We start from the raw sequence: 12,849 nt of genomic DNA on the forward strand, positions 1-12,849 counted from the left end.
CTTTGGCCTGCCGGAGGTGATCCGCTTCCTGCTGGGCTGCCTGCAGGCGCTGGAGCAGCAGGGCCTACGGCCCAATGCCGTGCTGATCGAGGACGCTGCCAATGGGCCTGCGGTGCTGCAAACCCTCCGGCGCCGCGTACCGGGGATGCTGCCGATCACGGCAAGAGGCAGCAAGGAAACCCGCGCCCATGCCGTCGCCCCCCTGGTGGAGGCAGGTCAAATCCGCTTCCACCACCGCGCCCAGCCCTTGGTGGAAGAAGCAATCCGCTTTCCCAAGGGCAGCAAGGACCTGGTGGATGCCTTCTGCCACGGCGCCCTCTGGCTGGAAGGCCGCTACTGGAAGGCCCAGGGCATCCAGCCGGTGGTGACGCCACTGCTGGTGAGCCGGTGATGGAGGAGGAAAGAAGGCGATGACGGGTGCAGTGATGGCAGCCCCTGAGCAGTTGCCCCAGCAGGCTCTGGCGCCTGTGGATGGGCAACCAGAAGTGCTTCAGCTGTCGTTGCCGATCACGGTGGTGCTGGTGGGAACGACTTCCGGTGCGTCGCGGATGCTGCGGCAACGCCGCTACCGCCGGCCTGCTTGTTGTGCGCGAGCGGGGCAGCTGGAGATCAAATGGGCAGAGCCTGCTCGGCATCCGCCGAGGGCTCCGGCCCGTCAGGCTTCGCTCGACCGGCCGCGGCGCCAGCGTCCCGTGCGGCCCCATGCCGCTGCCGACGCTCTGGCCCTGGAGCATATGGACCTGGCGGAGAAGATCGCCGGCAACTTCGCTCGGCGCACTGTTCACCCCAAGGAGGATTTACTGCAGTTGGCGATGATTGGGTTGATCAAGGCTGCGCGCCGCTACGACCCCTCACGGGGCCCCTTTCGGCCCTACGGGCGTACTTACGCCAATGGGGAGATCACCCACTTTTTGCGTGACAACGGGTTCCTGCTGAAGGTGCCGCCGACGTGGCGGGAGCTGCATGCGCGGGGGCAGCGATTGCTGACTTCAGGAATTGCTTTGGGGGAGATGTTGGAGCGATTAGGGATCAGCCGCGAGCAGTGGATTCAGATTGTTGATGCATGCTCAGTGCGGGTGGTTGCCTTCCCTGTTGAGTGAACACCGGCCATCACCTGTACGCAGAGGCACCTTGGACCAGAAGTAACTCTGTAGCAGAGGATGATGCGCGTAAACGCGTTAGCTTTTGCTTAAATATGCGATTCGTCCAATGACTTAATCGCACTCAATTCCTCTTGAGCTCCAGAACTCGACTCGGCGAGAATTGGCTCTATCAATTCTGGCCATTCTAAGCTGCTCATTCAAGCGATAGGCCACCTGCCTAGCAACTGTCTCACTGTAGTTTTCTGATGCGCTTTGCACTGGACGCAGCATTTCAACCACTTTGGCGCCCATTTGCTTAAACGAGTTGTACATCTGACGACTGTGGCTTATTCCATGGAGCACATAGTTCGCAAAATGTTCGCAGTTGTGAACGGAAATACTGTATTTTGACGCTTTCATAAACTTTTCGACTCTTTCAATCTCTAATGCGGTAACGCGAACCGTACCAACCAGCTCAATCCCTTGCGGTCCCCAGCCAAGTGTGTCGCGGGCGTTCTTTGTTGACGCAAGATAAAAGTGATCTGCACCGCCAAGAGCCTGAGGTATTGGCTTCTTGAAAACTGTCAGCACACTTTCTCCGACAACTACAAATTCCATTTTTAAGCTCCAAAGCCTGGCCTGATTTCTGAGGCAGGATGACCTAATCGTGTAAATCTAATGCTATGTGAGCGGACCCTTCGTGGCCCGCATAAGAACCCAAAGCTTTTGGGATTGAAGCCTTAACTGCTGCGTGGCAGCCAATCATGGGCGGGGGGTTAATCACGCCTAGTTCTTCTGCGAACCCAGATAAGAACACAAGGTCGCCCGGCCTGGTCGACCTGCTCGCCCTGATGCCCCTACCGAAACTATGCAGACCCTGCATAGTTCATCCCGCGACTCATTCAGCCACTGGCAAGAGCTGTGACCATAAGCAGCAGCCAGTGCCCACCACCCGCCGCCGCCGCTCAGCCTCCTCCAACAGCCCCACTTCCCCACCTGCGCTGGAAGCTGCCCAAACCCCCTGGCTGGAGCACCCCACCCTCTCCGGCCTGAGGGATCGCCTGCAGCTGGTCTACGACTGCTGGACCCTGCTGGAGCTCCCCGACGGCACCAGCCGCCGGCCGCTGTATCTGACCCGTGGCATAGAAGAACCCGAGACCTGCTACCTCAAGCGACTGGAAGCGGCTCGGCCCACCGGCTTCTACCGCGATGCCCTGCGCACCTACGCCGGGATGCTCTCGCGCCTGAGCTGGCAGGAACTGCCCGACTCCCTGAGCCGGGTGGCCACTGATGTGGACGGTCAGGGCACCGACCTGGGGGTGTTCCTGTTTCTGGCTGACCTGCTCACCCTGCGGGATGGCGGCTGTCTGATCCTGCAATTGCCGCCCCAACACCGCTGGCCTTCAGAAGGGGACCGGCTGGAAGCCCTTGCCAAGGGTGACCGGCTATCCCTGCCCCGTCTGCAACTGGTACCCCGAGGCGACCTACTCAACTGGCGGCTCCCTACCGATTCCGCCAGTGCTGCTCCGGCATCGGGGCCAGTGGAGATCGTCTGGCGGGAGCCGCGCCGCCAAGCCCTGCCGCCCCGGTTCGCCAGCGGCAATGCAGCAGTGCCCACGGTGGTGATCGATGCTCACGGCGGCCTGGTGCCTGATCCACAGGCCTGGCTGTACCGCAGCCTCTCGGTGACGGATGACGGCCTGGTGCTGCGCAGCTGGCAGGCCAACCCCAACCCCGGTGCTGTTGATGGCTACGACGTGGTGCCAGTAGGCGAGCCTTCGCTGCTGCCGCAGCGTTTTGACCTGCCGGCCCTTTGGTACTCGGTGGATGGCAGCGCCTTTGGTGAGGGCGATCTGCCCCACCTGGGCCTGGCACACCAGTACCTCAACCACTACCGCTGCCGCAGCGATTACGAGGATCTGTTGTCACGCACGGCCCTGCCCGTGGGCGTACGCACCGGGCTGGTGGATGCCTACGGCTTCCGCCGTAGCGATGGCGCCCTGGGCTCTGCTGCGGAAACCGGAGCAGAAGGCCAACGCCCCCAGCGGCTGGTGCTCTCCACCTCCTCCTTCATGGACCTACCTGACGGTGCCAAGTTTCAGTGGGTCGAAATAGAAGCCCGTTCGTTGGCGGAGCACAGGGCTTACCTGCAGCAGCTGGAAGAAGCCATGCGCCGTGACGCCCTCATCCCAGCTGGTGGCCACGGTCCAGCCCGCACCGAGCTGGAGATTTCGCTCACCGCCGGCCAGAGCTTTGCGGTGCTGCAGTCACTGGCAGGCCAGAAGAGCTCGATGCTCAGCACCCTGCTGCGCCAGTGGACCCGCCTCACCGGTGAAAAGCTCTCCGACACTCCGGCCTGCAACGTGGAGATCTGCCCGCTGGTGCCGCCGCAGCCGCCACACAAACCCCAGCCCTCAGTGCAGGAGTGGCTGGTGCTGCATGAGCGGGGTGTGATCGATGGGGCTGAGCTGCGCCAGCAGCTGGGGCTGGGCGAGATCAATGGGGGCAGCTGAGCTGGCAAACGAGGGCATGACCCAGTCCTCCCCGCCCCCCTGCACCTGGCGACCAGGCGACACAGAAGCCCTGCGCATCGCCCTCTCGATTCCTGTCAGCTCACCCTCTCTCTCAGCCCTGAACCGGGAGAGGGCCCTGCTGCAGACCCACTACCCCCCGGGGGTATGTACCGCCCAGCGCCACCTCGATGTCATCGCGGGTCTGAATCAGCAGCTGGCCTCCTTAACCCCGGCGGAGGTGAACAACCCGGTGCGCAGCAAGCGCAAGGGCGTCGCCGGCGGGGTGGTGCCCAACCCGCTGCCGCTGAGCAAGTTGGCGGTGGTCGAGTACGCCACCGAGCTGCTGCTGGAGGAAACCGAAAGCGAGTGGAACCCCGCGGGGCCGTCGCCAGCCGTGGTGCTGAACCGGCAGAGGAGCCAGCACATCGGCCAGCTGGCGCTGCTGCTGCCGCGGCTGCAGAACTGGCGCCAGTGCAACACCGATCCCTTCCAGGGAAGCCTGGTGCGGGGCTGAGCGATGGAGCAACCCCTCTCGCCGCTGAACCAGGGACTTAACCCTGTGAGGGCTGCAGGACAGTGGGGCCAGTTGGTGGGATTGCCAGCGGCAACACCCGCAATCGACAGCCGGGTGGCCCTGCCTGTTGCTGCTCCTCTATGGCTAGCCCTGCAGCCCTACGCCAATGCCCGCCTCTGCCTGTTTGAGGTGGACCGGCCCGAGAGTCGCAGCCCTGTCCCAATCCGCCGCCACGTGATCGACTGCTTTTTGGAGCAATCCGGCATCGTGGGCGGTTACAACGACACCGCCCTCACCGACCCCGGTGATGTGCTGCTGCGGGGCTACCTCTGTCGCTCAGCGCTTCTGCCGGTGAACACCAGCAACACCTTCGATTGGCTGGCGGCCGAACTCGATTGGGCCACCCCAGGCTTTCGTGATGAGGCGCCACTGCCCTGGGATCCAACGCTGCTGGGCACGGTGCAGGCCCCCTGTCAGGGGGTGATGTGGCTGGGAGATCTGGCTCAGCTGTCGACCCAGGGCGGGTTGCCATCAGGAGGGCGTGCTCAATTCGCGGGCTGCCTGGTGCAGCACTTCGGGGCGGACTACGGCCCTGGCGGCATCGGTTTATTGGTGCAGCCGCTGCTGGGGGAGGCCATCCAGCTGGTGCTCAGACCCCACAGCGTGCTGGTGCTCAGAACTGGCGACAGCCTGAACCTGATCGCCGAGCGCTACGGCACCACCGTGGCCACCTTGCGGCGAAGCAACCCCCAGCTTGAAAGCACCCAAACGATCACCGCAGTTGAGGGTGATTCGTTGGCGATACTGGCCGGCCGCCATGGCACTACGGAAGCCAAGCTGCGCAGCCTCAACCCGGTGCTGCAGCAGAGCGAGCCGTATGCCACAGAAGCGGGCGAGACCTTGAGCAGCGTGGCGAGCGCGCAGAACCTCAGCCTCTCCCTTCTGCGCGAGTTCAATCCGGAGCTGAGCAGCTGGCCCAGCGAGGAACCGCTGCCCACAGGCACCACCCTGCTGCTGCCCATCTATCGCTCCACCACGCCGATCCCGGCCGGGATGCAACTGCTGGTGCCGGGTTATCTGCCTTCAACGCAACTGCCGGCTGGCGAGTGGATCTACCTGCCGGCCCGGCGCTCAGCGCCTGTACTGGATGAGCTGCCCGAGTTGGCCGGGTGATGGAGAGCCCAGCGGCTCAAGCCGCCTCAAAGCCCAGATGCTCCACGTAGGCATGGAATTCGCGGTCGAGGAGCTGAGCCACCAGTTGGCCCTGGCCACGGCCAATGCAATCAGCAGCCCGACGCTCGATGACAGCCCGGCCACTAGGGCCGGGTAAGGGAGCCACAGTTCTGATCCCGAGAAGCCTCAGCCGATCAGTTCGCCGGCTGGGCCTGCACGGTGATGGTCAGATTGCCGTCGCTATCGCGCTGCTGGGCATAGGCCAGCTCCTGCAGCAAGCCCTGCAACTGCTGGACCGCCTGCCGCTCCTGCTGGCTGGGATGACGCACGGCAGAGGTGATCAGCCTCAACCCGAGTCCGGCACTGCCGATCACCCCCAGCGGACCCATTACCACCGCCAGGCCTGGCACGAGCATCAGTGCCACGGCCAGAAACACCGAGACAGGCAGCGCTCCAGCAGCCATCAAGCCGCTGGTCTGCAGGATCTGCAAGAGCCTCTCTTTGCGTTCATCGGCTGTGCCGTTGAGCAAAAGGTCGCGGTGCACCAGCAGTTGATCCACCGCGGTGATCGCTGCTGAATAGGCGCTGGCCTCCACAGCGTTGCCGAGGGTGCGCTGCCAAAACTCAGGGGTCTGAGCTGCGGCGATCAGTCCATCGAGGTGGTTGTCCGTGCTGGCCCGGAGTCGCTCCAGCCAGCTCATATCGCTGGAGCCGCGGCTGATGTTGACCGAGCCGTCCTCCCAGATGCCATTGGCCGCATCGGCGGCGAGGTGGGGGGAGTTGAAACGGCTTTCGATGTGGGACCAGTGCTTGCCGAGAGCATCGCCCCCCTTGAGAAAGCCATCAACCGCTGCAGTGCCGTAGTGCTCCAGCTCCCCGGGCAGCTTGGCCAGCAGGTCTGCTGCAGCCACGCCGTGATTGGAGGCCGCAGATGTGATGCGGCTGATGAGCTGGGGGTCAACCCCGAAGTTGTTGAGCTCGCTGAGCGAGGCCGCAACCGTGCCGGCAGCCACCGCCAGAACCTTGGTGGTGCGACCCAGACCCTTGCGGACCTTGGCAGCAGCGGCGGCTCCTGCGGCCAGGCCGGCACCTGTAACGGCGGTGATATCTGCCATGGCCCAGGCACCAGGACTTTCCATCTTGACGCGGACCGGCACGCCCCCTGGCGTTGCTGGCCAGCAGCGGGATCGGCTGCTGGCAACAGGGAGAGCGAGCGCAGCCCGGACGGGGCGCCCGCAGCACCACAGCCGTGATGGGTGATGTCCTCCTCCTTCTTCTCGACCCCTGCACCTGCCACCCAATGGCAGACCTACCGCCAGCAGCAGCAGCAACCCAACCAGGGCCCTGCTGGCTCCCTGGCCCCACTAACTGCTGAACTCGATCCCCTCGATGAGGGCGACGACGAGGCCAGCGGCCACGACGGCGGCACCGGCGACGACAGCTATGAAGCTGCCCCTCCCCAGGACCCAGGTGTCAGCGGCAGCAGCGACAACGACGACCCCCCTGCCGCCACCACCAGCAGTGCTGAGCCCCTGCGCGCTGAACGCCGCCGCAGCAATCAGCTCGAAAAAGAGCTGCGCAAGGCCCGCGCCCAGCTGTCGCGCTTCTCGGAGATCAACCCGGACGAGTACGCCCGCCTGCAGGACGCTGAGCGCAAGCGAGAAGAGTTCGAACGCCAGGTAGGCGACCGTGAACGCCAGCTCAATGAGGCCAACCTGCGCCGCGTGCGCAGCGTTGAAAAAGAACGCGACGACGCCCGCTCCCAGGTGCAGAACCTGCGCAAGGAGCGGCTGCTGGAGCGCCTCTTCTCAGAAGCCGAGGGCCGGGTTGGCGGCGATGAACGGGGCACCTTCTTTGACACCTTCGTGACGCTGTGCGGCGGTCACTTCCAGCTGGGGGATGTGGATGGCCGTGAGCGACTGCTGCCGGTGGATGGCAAGGGCCAACCCCTCACCGCCGATGGCGTAGCGCTGTGCGATGGCGACTACATGGAGGAGCTACGCCGCCACCCGGTGTTCAGCTTCCTGTTCCAGCAGCGCAGTGGGCTGTATGCAGGCACGGTTGCTGAGGCTGGCCATGACCACAGCGCCGCCCCAAACCTGCAGACCCTGAGCACCGCCGAGCTCTACCTGGAGGCCGTCAAAGCGACCACCCCCAGAGCACCGGCACCGCGGCGCTGATCACCCAGCAGGGAGGGAGCAATGGCTTGGTATCTGGTGTTCTGGCGCAACCGCTCCACATCCACCGTGGTGCCAGCCGCCAGCGCCAGCCAGGCCCGTTCCCGTGCCCGCGCCAAACAAAAGCAGGGTTACGGGGCGATCGTTGCTGCACGCCGCGCCAATAGCCAGGACGCCGGCTTGATCAGCAAAGGGACCTGGGTGCGCCGCCGCCGCGATGGCACAAGCCCCCAGTTCGGTACTGCTCGCTCCAAGGCCAGGGCTCGGCGGCAGCGGAGTAGCTACAGGCATTGGCTGTAAGGCCCGGCCACCAACCGGCAGCCGGGCCTGAGCACCCAGGCTCAGCAGACCGAGACGGTGCAACCGGGGGTGCCCTGCAGCTTGCGAGCAAAGGCAAATGCCTTCTCAGCGGGGATCAGCCGCATCTTCTTGACGGGCTTACCGCGGCGGCCAAAGAACTCGACCTCACAGGGAGTGGAGCCGAGCTTCTGAACGCCGGGCTGATAGCGGTGAACCACAAGCAGGCGGACTTCACAGACGGGGCCTTGGGGAGTGGCCATGGCTGGGGTGGTGCGGAGAACACCGACCAAGCGCCCCAAAGGTGAGCACTAGCCAGGGGCGAGCAAAGCGAGCCTTGCGTCAGCCCTTGCTAGTGCGAGCCGCAGGGGCATGCTGCGGAGGGGTTTCGCAACCCCCGGCCAGCCAGCCCCCAGTGGCCCTGCGGCAAGACCCGTGCTGCCTTCTCACCGCGTTCGGTGAACAGACTTGCTCGCATCCCCTGGCGATCGAGGCGTGGTCCAGCTGCTCCCGTCAGTTCGGATGAGGTCTGGTTTACCCAGGAGGATCTGACCTTTATCCCAACAAAGGGCAGAAAGTGAGCGGAGTGCAGGAGCGTGCCCTGCGGAACCTGGTGCCAGGGGCTATCCCACGCGAACGTGAGCGCATACCGGGCGCACGCGCATGAGCTGGTCTGATCTGGAGCGGTTGGTGGCTGATGCAGAAACCAGCCAGGAGCTCCAGCAGACCCTCAGCCATTGCCGCAGCCGCCAGGAGCTGCTGCACACCGCTCGCCAGTTGGGCTATCGGGTAACCAAAGGCGACCTGCTGAATGCCTGGCTGGAGCACCACAACGCTCCTGCAGTGAACGGAGCCGGTGGTGCTGATCGATGGGCAGCTGGCGGCAGCTGAGCTGCCTGCAATTAGGCCAGCTGGTGCACCACGGGTTAGGGCCGCAGCCCTGGAATCCCCGAGCAGGCGCGAGTGGGTGGAGGGGCGTAGGCCTCCAGGGGGCCTGGGCCCTAGACGGCCCAGCGCAGGGGCTTCTCCCAGGCTTCCTCTGGGCAGATCAGATCCCAGCAGCTGCCGATCGGCTCGGGCAAGGAAAACAGCACCAGCTGCCGAGCGGCCGGGGCCGGCTTGCGCTGCCTGGTGCTGCTGGAGCGGAGCAGGGTGGAGGTGGCTTGCATCGCAGGAAGGAGAAAAAACGCCCCCTCTCGAGCCCAATAAGCCGCCGGGTCAAGGCCGCCCGAGTGGCACTGAAAGGTGCACTCAGTCATTCCCACCGGGCGCTTGCCTTGGCCTTGACCCTGCGGCGCTGCCAGCCCAGGACTTGCTCTGGGTGCTGGCCCCTGGGCGAACCATCGGGGAAGTGCTCTCCCTTGCGCTGCACCACTGCTGACCCTGATCTCCTGCAAGACAACAGGGTGAAAAAGCCGGGATTAGGCCCCCGGCAGGGCCAGAGCCTGTGGCTCTTAGGCCAGGGCGTGCTGCTTGGCTTCTAGCTCGCAGCGCAGCACCAGCAACTCATGCTGGGCCAGCAGCCGCTGATCGAGCTCATCAACGCGGGCCAGACACTCGCGTATGGCGGGCAGGACCTCCTCTTCCAGGCGGGTGATCTCCTCCTCTCCATAGGGCTGCTCGCTCCAGGTGCGGCGCAGCGGCAGATTGCGCCGCAGCATCAGCACCACCTCGATGGAACGGAGGGTGGATTCGAGCAGCAGGAACGGATCTTCCTCTGGCCTGCAGAACGGTGAGGCGGCAGCTGAAAGAGAAACCATGATCTTCTGCGCCAGCGGGCGCAGCGACGGGACTTCCCGAAGCGGAGGCATGACGCAGGAATGCCTCAGACTGAGGAAGCCCGGAGCAAGCCACTGGTGGGCAACGCAAGAGTTTTGGACCTGGGCCTGTTTGGGGTGCAGCGGAATCCCTGAGCAGGCGCGAGTGGGTGGAGCAAGGCCGGATGTGCAGCCTGTTCAGCGCAGAGCTGGAATCCCAGAGCGGGAGCGAACGGGTGGAAGCTCGGAGCGATCAAATATCCGAATTTCGGTTGTTTGATTCGGCTTGCTTCCCTGACTACCCCAGCTCAGATCTTTCTCAAACGCGGCTTGCCAAGGTGATGCACCGCATGCACCACTACGCCAAAGAGCCCTGAGCGATCAAAGACCTCCAGGTCCAAAGGAATTGCAGCTTCTCCTGGCCGCACCGGCTCAAGCAACCACTGCTCCCCCTGGCGCAGCAGCGGCCGCATTAGAAAGCTGCCCTGGTGAGCAACAACGACGACATGGCCGGAGCAGGGTTCCACACTGCGGTCAATCACCATCAGGTCGCCGTCCTTAATCCCGTGCTGGCGCATGCCATTGCCGCTGGCCCGCATGTAGAAGGTGCAGACCGGGTTGGGAATCAGGGCGGCATGGAGATCCAAGCCCTCACCCAATGAACCCAAGCAGAAGGGCACAGGCTCGCCAATGGGCAGGTCGGCCAAGATCAAACCAGCGGTAGCAGCAGTACAGCCGTTCTACTCCTGGTGGGGTGGCTTGGGTTGGGTCGGCTCAGCTGCCTGCTTCTGGCCAGGGAACCAGCTTCATGTCTCCCACCTTGTTCCAGGTTTTGCATTTGGGATCAGCCAGCCGGTAGAGGGCGTTGCCGTCTGGTCCGCTCTTGGTGACGACCAGGACCGGCGCACCAGGCCAGCCGATCCGCCAAAGCTGCTCACCATCGGCCAACACAATCAAATCGCCGGTGGCAGGGTGCTTGAGGTCTGGGGACATCGCAGCAGGGTAGAAAGCCAGGGTTGCCCTACCGGCCACATGCGATCAGGGGCTGACTACCTCTCTGGCATCAGACGCCTGAGCTGTGGTTTCCCTCAGGACACGTGAACAGGTAGATCCACAGACGTCCTGAAGACTTCAAGAGCTGAGCAGCCATCTTGGGCATGGTGCTCAGCCTCTTCTTTGAGGGCTATCCGGTGGAGGCAGGCTGGGTGGATGCCCTGGACTCCCTACGCCGATTGGATTTTTACGCTGGTGAGCACCGGCAGCATGCTGCTGATTGTTTGGCTGGTGTTGCGGCCTAGACAGTGAGCGCAGGAGCTTGATCGCGCTTAAGAGGGAGGTGCCAGCCGCGTCAACGCTGCACCGCCCAGCAGCGCCAGCAGCAGCTTGAGGGTGGAATCAAAGCCGCCCTGCAGCTGCTCAAGCGTGCCCGGGCAGATCTGACCGACCGGCCGGCCCACGAGCGCCCGCTGGCCGCAGACCCCAGCGGCGAGCGAATAGATCAGCAGCTGGGTGCCGATCACCACCGCCAGCGTCTTAAAGATGAACCGCTCCCGATCAAACGGAGCTTTGGGCTGCTGCTTTGGACCTGGGGGTTCAGCTGGCGGTCGTGGATCCACAGCCCTGCTCCGTTTTCCCCTCTTGCGGCAGCACAAGCTCACCGCCCTGCAGCAACCCCCAGATCCTTTGGGCTTCCGCCTGGCGCCGCTCTAGGTGCGGTGTGCCGGGCCTGAAGTAACCCTCAGCCGCTGCGGCTGAACCGGTCCAGTAGGCCGCTGCCGCTGCTGAATCCATGCCAGAGGGGCGGTCTTCAAAGACGTGGGTCCAGCCGATCAACGAGCCCTCGGTCGGGTCGTGCAGCCCGGCGTACTCCTCCGCGAAGTAGAGCTGCTGCCAGCTGTTGCTGTTGGGATCGATGCCTGCTGCGATGGCCTGTTGACGTGCCGCGTCATAGGCGCTGCGGCGCACGCCGGTGTACTGCATGGCACCGCGACCGGCGCCACTGCCTGCCTCGATCACATCGAGGTTCTCCAGCTCTGGCTCTCCGGTCTCGACCACCATGCAGCCGAGAAAGCCGCAGGCCTCCTCAGCAGTGAGGGGCTTGATGACGCCCAGGCTGGCCTCGGTAACGGCGCTGCTGCAGAAGAAGCTGAGCCAGTGCTGCAGGTTGGCGTGGGGCCCGGACTCCTGGTCCACGGGCCCCGGCATCACTTTTTTTCCTGAAACACCCCCACATAGACCGTGCCCTGGCGGTAGAGGGGCAGCACCTTGTCGCGTAGATCGGCGTTGTGAATGCGGACGCAGCCCAAGGTGGGATGCAATGGCTGTTGCGGAGCCCAGGCGCCGGGCCAGCCGCAGGCAGAACCACCGCCGTGAAGCATGATCCCGGCCCGGCCGGCCTTGACCTCCTGGCCTTCTAACTCCTGCATATCAAAGGAGTACCAGCCGTAGGCCATGGCGGTATCGGAGCAGGGGGGATTGGGGTTCTGCTCGTAATCTGCATACAGCTGGCCCAGCTTGTAGAGACCGGGCGGGGTGTCGGTGTTGGTGTGGCTCCAGTCAGTATCAGCGCCCTGGCCGCGGGCCAGGCAGGGGAGCTTCCAGAGGAACTGGCCTGTGTGGTCGTAGGCCTCCATGTCTTCATCCCGGTCATTCACCAGCAGGTAGGAATCACCGGGTTTGACCGGTGCCGCCATCTGCGGGCCGGCCATGCCGGCTTCCTCTGAGCCGCGGGGATCGAGGCCGCCGCTGGGGACCGCTGGTGCCGGGCTCGCAGCAGGTTTCTGGCTAAAGGTGAGCGCCCAGGGGGCCTGCTCATCGAGCACGGCCTCGCTGCCGGGCAGGGCTTTGATCGCGGCATGGAGGGTCCAGACGCCGGAAACCTGCTGCGGTTCACCGCGAAAGGCTTCGAAGCGGTCCTGGAACCGCTCGGGAGTCATGGGGCTGGCCATGGGCGTGGTGCTGCTGAGCCCTGTTGCCAGTGCTGGCTTGGGGCCGCTCTCTCAGAAGGGCAGCTCGCTCTCGGGGCACCAGACGGGCACCGACGCTGGTGTGGCCACCTGGCGCTCAAAGAGCAGATCAGCGCAGAGCTGCTCCAGCCGCTCCAGAGGAGCCGGGAGGTGGGCCGAGGCCTCCTCGCACAGCAACTCCAGGATGCGGAAGCAATAGGCGTGATCACTGCAGTGCAGGGTGGTGCACTGGATCATCAGGATGTGCGGTGCCAGGAGGCGCCAGCGAAGGACGCCTGAACCCCGTCAGGGGCCTTCTGAAACCTGCAGGAACAAGTCCACTAATGCCGTGTTGATGTAATAGTTGCTCCGACCAGACTTGTGTTTCTCC

General features: G+C 64.3%; 18 protein-coding genes and 1 pseudogene. 8 read left to right on the forward strand and 11 right to left on the reverse strand.

The window, feature by feature from the left end:
* Positions 1-391 (forward strand): annotated as a pseudogene (locus tag KBZ15_RS08075) (terminase); the annotation flags it as partial.
* Between the two features lie 34 nt (positions 392-425).
* A complete protein-coding gene (locus KBZ15_RS08080; protein WP_255014685.1) occupies positions 426-1,100 on the forward strand; it encodes a sigma-70 family RNA polymerase sigma factor in 675 nt (224 codons plus the stop codon).
* A gap of 114 nt (positions 1,101-1,214) precedes the next feature.
* Here the strand turns inward: KBZ15_RS08080 and KBZ15_RS08085 are convergent, their stop codons facing one another.
* Positions 1,215-1,700: a hypothetical protein gene (locus tag KBZ15_RS08085; protein WP_255014686.1), complete on the reverse strand. Its 486-nt coding sequence runs from the start codon at positions 1,698-1,700 to the stop codon at positions 1,215-1,217.
* A gap of 323 nt (positions 1,701-2,023) precedes the next feature.
* Here KBZ15_RS08085 and KBZ15_RS08090 point away from each other — a divergent pair, with 323 nt between their 5' ends.
* The 3 genes from KBZ15_RS08090 to KBZ15_RS08100 are packed head-to-tail and all read left to right on the forward strand — an operon-like array spanning position 2,024 to position 5,282.
* On the forward strand, positions 2,024-3,595 hold the full coding sequence (locus KBZ15_RS08090; protein WP_255014687.1) for a DUF4055 domain-containing protein: 1,572 nt from the start codon (positions 2,024-2,026) through the stop codon (positions 3,593-3,595).
* Between the two features lie 16 nt (positions 3,596-3,611).
* On the forward strand, positions 3,612-4,109 hold the full coding sequence (locus KBZ15_RS08095) for a hypothetical protein (RefSeq protein WP_255014688.1): 498 nt from the start codon (positions 3,612-3,614) through the stop codon (positions 4,107-4,109).
* Between the two features lie 3 nt (positions 4,110-4,112).
* Positions 4,113-5,282, forward strand: a complete 1,170-nt coding sequence (locus tag KBZ15_RS08100; protein WP_255014689.1) for a LysM domain-containing protein — start codon at positions 4,113-4,115, stop codon at positions 5,280-5,282.
* A gap of 194 nt (positions 5,283-5,476) precedes the next feature.
* Here the strand turns inward: KBZ15_RS08100 and KBZ15_RS08105 are convergent, their stop codons facing one another.
* Positions 5,477-6,397 (reverse strand): hypothetical protein, encoded by a 921-nt coding sequence (locus tag KBZ15_RS08105; RefSeq protein ID WP_255014690.1) that lies wholly within the window; start codon positions 6,395-6,397, stop codon positions 5,477-5,479.
* A 144-nt stretch (positions 6,398-6,541) separates the two neighbouring features.
* On the opposite strand from KBZ15_RS08105, the gene KBZ15_RS08110 reads away from it, so the two are divergent.
* Positions 6,542-7,462, forward strand: coding sequence for a hypothetical protein (locus KBZ15_RS08110; protein WP_255014691.1), 921 nt, complete (start codon positions 6,542-6,544; stop codon positions 7,460-7,462).
* 21 nt (positions 7,463-7,483) lie between these two features.
* The gene (locus KBZ15_RS08115; RefSeq protein ID WP_255014692.1) at positions 7,484-7,759 is read left to right on the forward strand and encodes a hypothetical protein; all 276 of its coding nucleotides are present in this window, start codon (positions 7,484-7,486) and stop codon (positions 7,757-7,759) included.
* Positions 7,760-7,800: 41 nt separating this feature from the next.
* Here the strand turns inward: KBZ15_RS08115 and KBZ15_RS08120 are convergent, their stop codons facing one another.
* Entirely contained in the window at positions 7,801-8,049 is a 249-nt protein-coding gene (locus KBZ15_RS08120) for a hypothetical protein (protein ID WP_255014693.1), read from the reverse strand.
* Between the two features lie 370 nt (positions 8,050-8,419).
* Between KBZ15_RS08120 and KBZ15_RS08125 the strand changes: the two genes are divergently transcribed.
* The gene (locus KBZ15_RS08125) at positions 8,420-8,647 is read left to right on the forward strand and encodes a Nif11-like leader peptide family natural product precursor (RefSeq protein ID WP_255014694.1); all 228 of its coding nucleotides are present in this window, start codon (positions 8,420-8,422) and stop codon (positions 8,645-8,647) included.
* 110 nt (positions 8,648-8,757) lie between these two features.
* Here KBZ15_RS08125 and KBZ15_RS08130 read toward each other — a convergent pair whose 3' ends face one another.
* The 8 genes from KBZ15_RS08130 to KBZ15_RS08165 form a co-directional block, all read right to left on the reverse strand.
* The gene (locus KBZ15_RS08130; RefSeq protein ID WP_255014695.1) at positions 8,758-8,925 is read right to left on the reverse strand and encodes a hypothetical protein; all 168 of its coding nucleotides are present in this window, start codon (positions 8,923-8,925) and stop codon (positions 8,758-8,760) included.
* Between the two features lie 285 nt (positions 8,926-9,210).
* Positions 9,211-9,516: a hypothetical protein gene (locus KBZ15_RS08135; protein ID WP_255014696.1), complete on the reverse strand. Its 306-nt coding sequence runs from the start codon at positions 9,514-9,516 to the stop codon at positions 9,211-9,213.
* Between the two features lie 305 nt (positions 9,517-9,821).
* Complete coding sequence (locus KBZ15_RS08140) at positions 9,822-10,220, reverse strand: LexA family transcriptional regulator (protein ID WP_255014697.1); 399 nt, start codon at positions 10,218-10,220, stop codon at positions 9,822-9,824.
* A 67-nt stretch (positions 10,221-10,287) separates the two neighbouring features.
* A complete protein-coding gene (locus tag KBZ15_RS08145) occupies positions 10,288-10,506 on the reverse strand; it encodes a hypothetical protein (RefSeq protein ID WP_255014698.1) in 219 nt (72 codons plus the stop codon).
* A 332-nt stretch (positions 10,507-10,838) separates the two neighbouring features.
* Positions 10,839-11,129: a hypothetical protein gene (locus KBZ15_RS08150; protein WP_255014699.1), complete on the reverse strand. Its 291-nt coding sequence runs from the start codon at positions 11,127-11,129 to the stop codon at positions 10,839-10,841.
* Positions 11,107-11,706 carry a phage tail tip lysozyme gene (locus KBZ15_RS08155; protein WP_255014700.1) on the reverse strand — a complete coding sequence of 200 codons (600 nt, stop codon included), beginning with the start codon at positions 11,704-11,706 and terminating at the stop codon, positions 11,107-11,109. Before KBZ15_RS08155 ends, KBZ15_RS08150 begins: the two co-directional genes overlap by 23 nt.
* A gap of 11 nt (positions 11,707-11,717) precedes the next feature.
* Positions 11,718-12,461 carry a L,D-transpeptidase gene (locus KBZ15_RS08160; RefSeq protein WP_255014701.1) on the reverse strand — a complete coding sequence of 248 codons (744 nt, stop codon included), beginning with the start codon at positions 12,459-12,461 and terminating at the stop codon, positions 11,718-11,720.
* Positions 12,462-12,512: 51 nt separating this feature from the next.
* A complete protein-coding gene (locus KBZ15_RS08165) occupies positions 12,513-12,716 on the reverse strand; it encodes a hypothetical protein (protein ID WP_255014702.1) in 204 nt (67 codons plus the stop codon).
* Positions 12,717-12,849 lie beyond the last annotated feature (133 nt).

Origin of the sequence: Cyanobium sp. BA20m-p-22 (assembly GCF_024346275.1) — a bacterium.
Classification (GTDB): Bacteria; Cyanobacteriota; Cyanobacteriia; order PCC-6307; family Cyanobiaceae; genus Cyanobium_A.

Bases quoted from the DNA above. Each gene is read 5' to 3' on its own strand.
- KBZ15_RS08100 (WP_255014689.1), top strand. From the start codon at position 4,113: ATGGAGCAACCCCTCTCGCCGCTGAACCAGGGACTTAACCCTGTGAGG.
- KBZ15_RS08130 (WP_255014695.1), bottom strand. From the start codon at position 8,925: ATGCAAGCCACCTCCACCCTGCTCCGCTCCAGCAGCACCAGGCAGCGC.
- KBZ15_RS08105 (WP_255014690.1), bottom strand. From the start codon at position 6,397: ATGGCAGATATCACCGCCGTTACAGGTGCCGGCCTGGCCGCAGGAGCC.
- KBZ15_RS08165 (WP_255014702.1), bottom strand. From the start codon at position 12,716: ATGATCCAGTGCACCACCCTGCACTGCAGTGATCACGCCTATTGCTTC.
- KBZ15_RS08085 (WP_255014686.1), bottom strand. From the start codon at position 1,700: ATGGAATTTGTAGTTGTCGGAGAAAGTGTGCTGACAGTTTTCAAGAAG.
- KBZ15_RS08135 (WP_255014696.1), bottom strand. From the start codon at position 9,516: ATGGTTTCTCTTTCAGCTGCCGCCTCACCGTTCTGCAGGCCAGAGGAA.
- KBZ15_RS08125 (WP_255014694.1), top strand. From the start codon at position 8,420: ATGAGCTGGTCTGATCTGGAGCGGTTGGTGGCTGATGCAGAAACCAGC.
- KBZ15_RS08080 (WP_255014685.1), top strand. From the start codon at position 426: ATGGCAGCCCCTGAGCAGTTGCCCCAGCAGGCTCTGGCGCCTGTGGAT.
- KBZ15_RS08095 (WP_255014688.1), top strand. From the start codon at position 3,612: ATGACCCAGTCCTCCCCGCCCCCCTGCACCTGGCGACCAGGCGACACA.
- KBZ15_RS08145 (WP_255014698.1), bottom strand. From the start codon at position 10,506: ATGTCCCCAGACCTCAAGCACCCTGCCACCGGCGATTTGATTGTGTTG.
- KBZ15_RS08110 (WP_255014691.1), top strand. From the start codon at position 6,542: ATGTCCTCCTCCTTCTTCTCGACCCCTGCACCTGCCACCCAATGGCAG.
- KBZ15_RS08160 (WP_255014701.1), bottom strand. From the start codon at position 12,461: ATGGCCAGCCCCATGACTCCCGAGCGGTTCCAGGACCGCTTCGAAGCC.
- KBZ15_RS08115 (WP_255014692.1), top strand. From the start codon at position 7,484: ATGGCTTGGTATCTGGTGTTCTGGCGCAACCGCTCCACATCCACCGTG.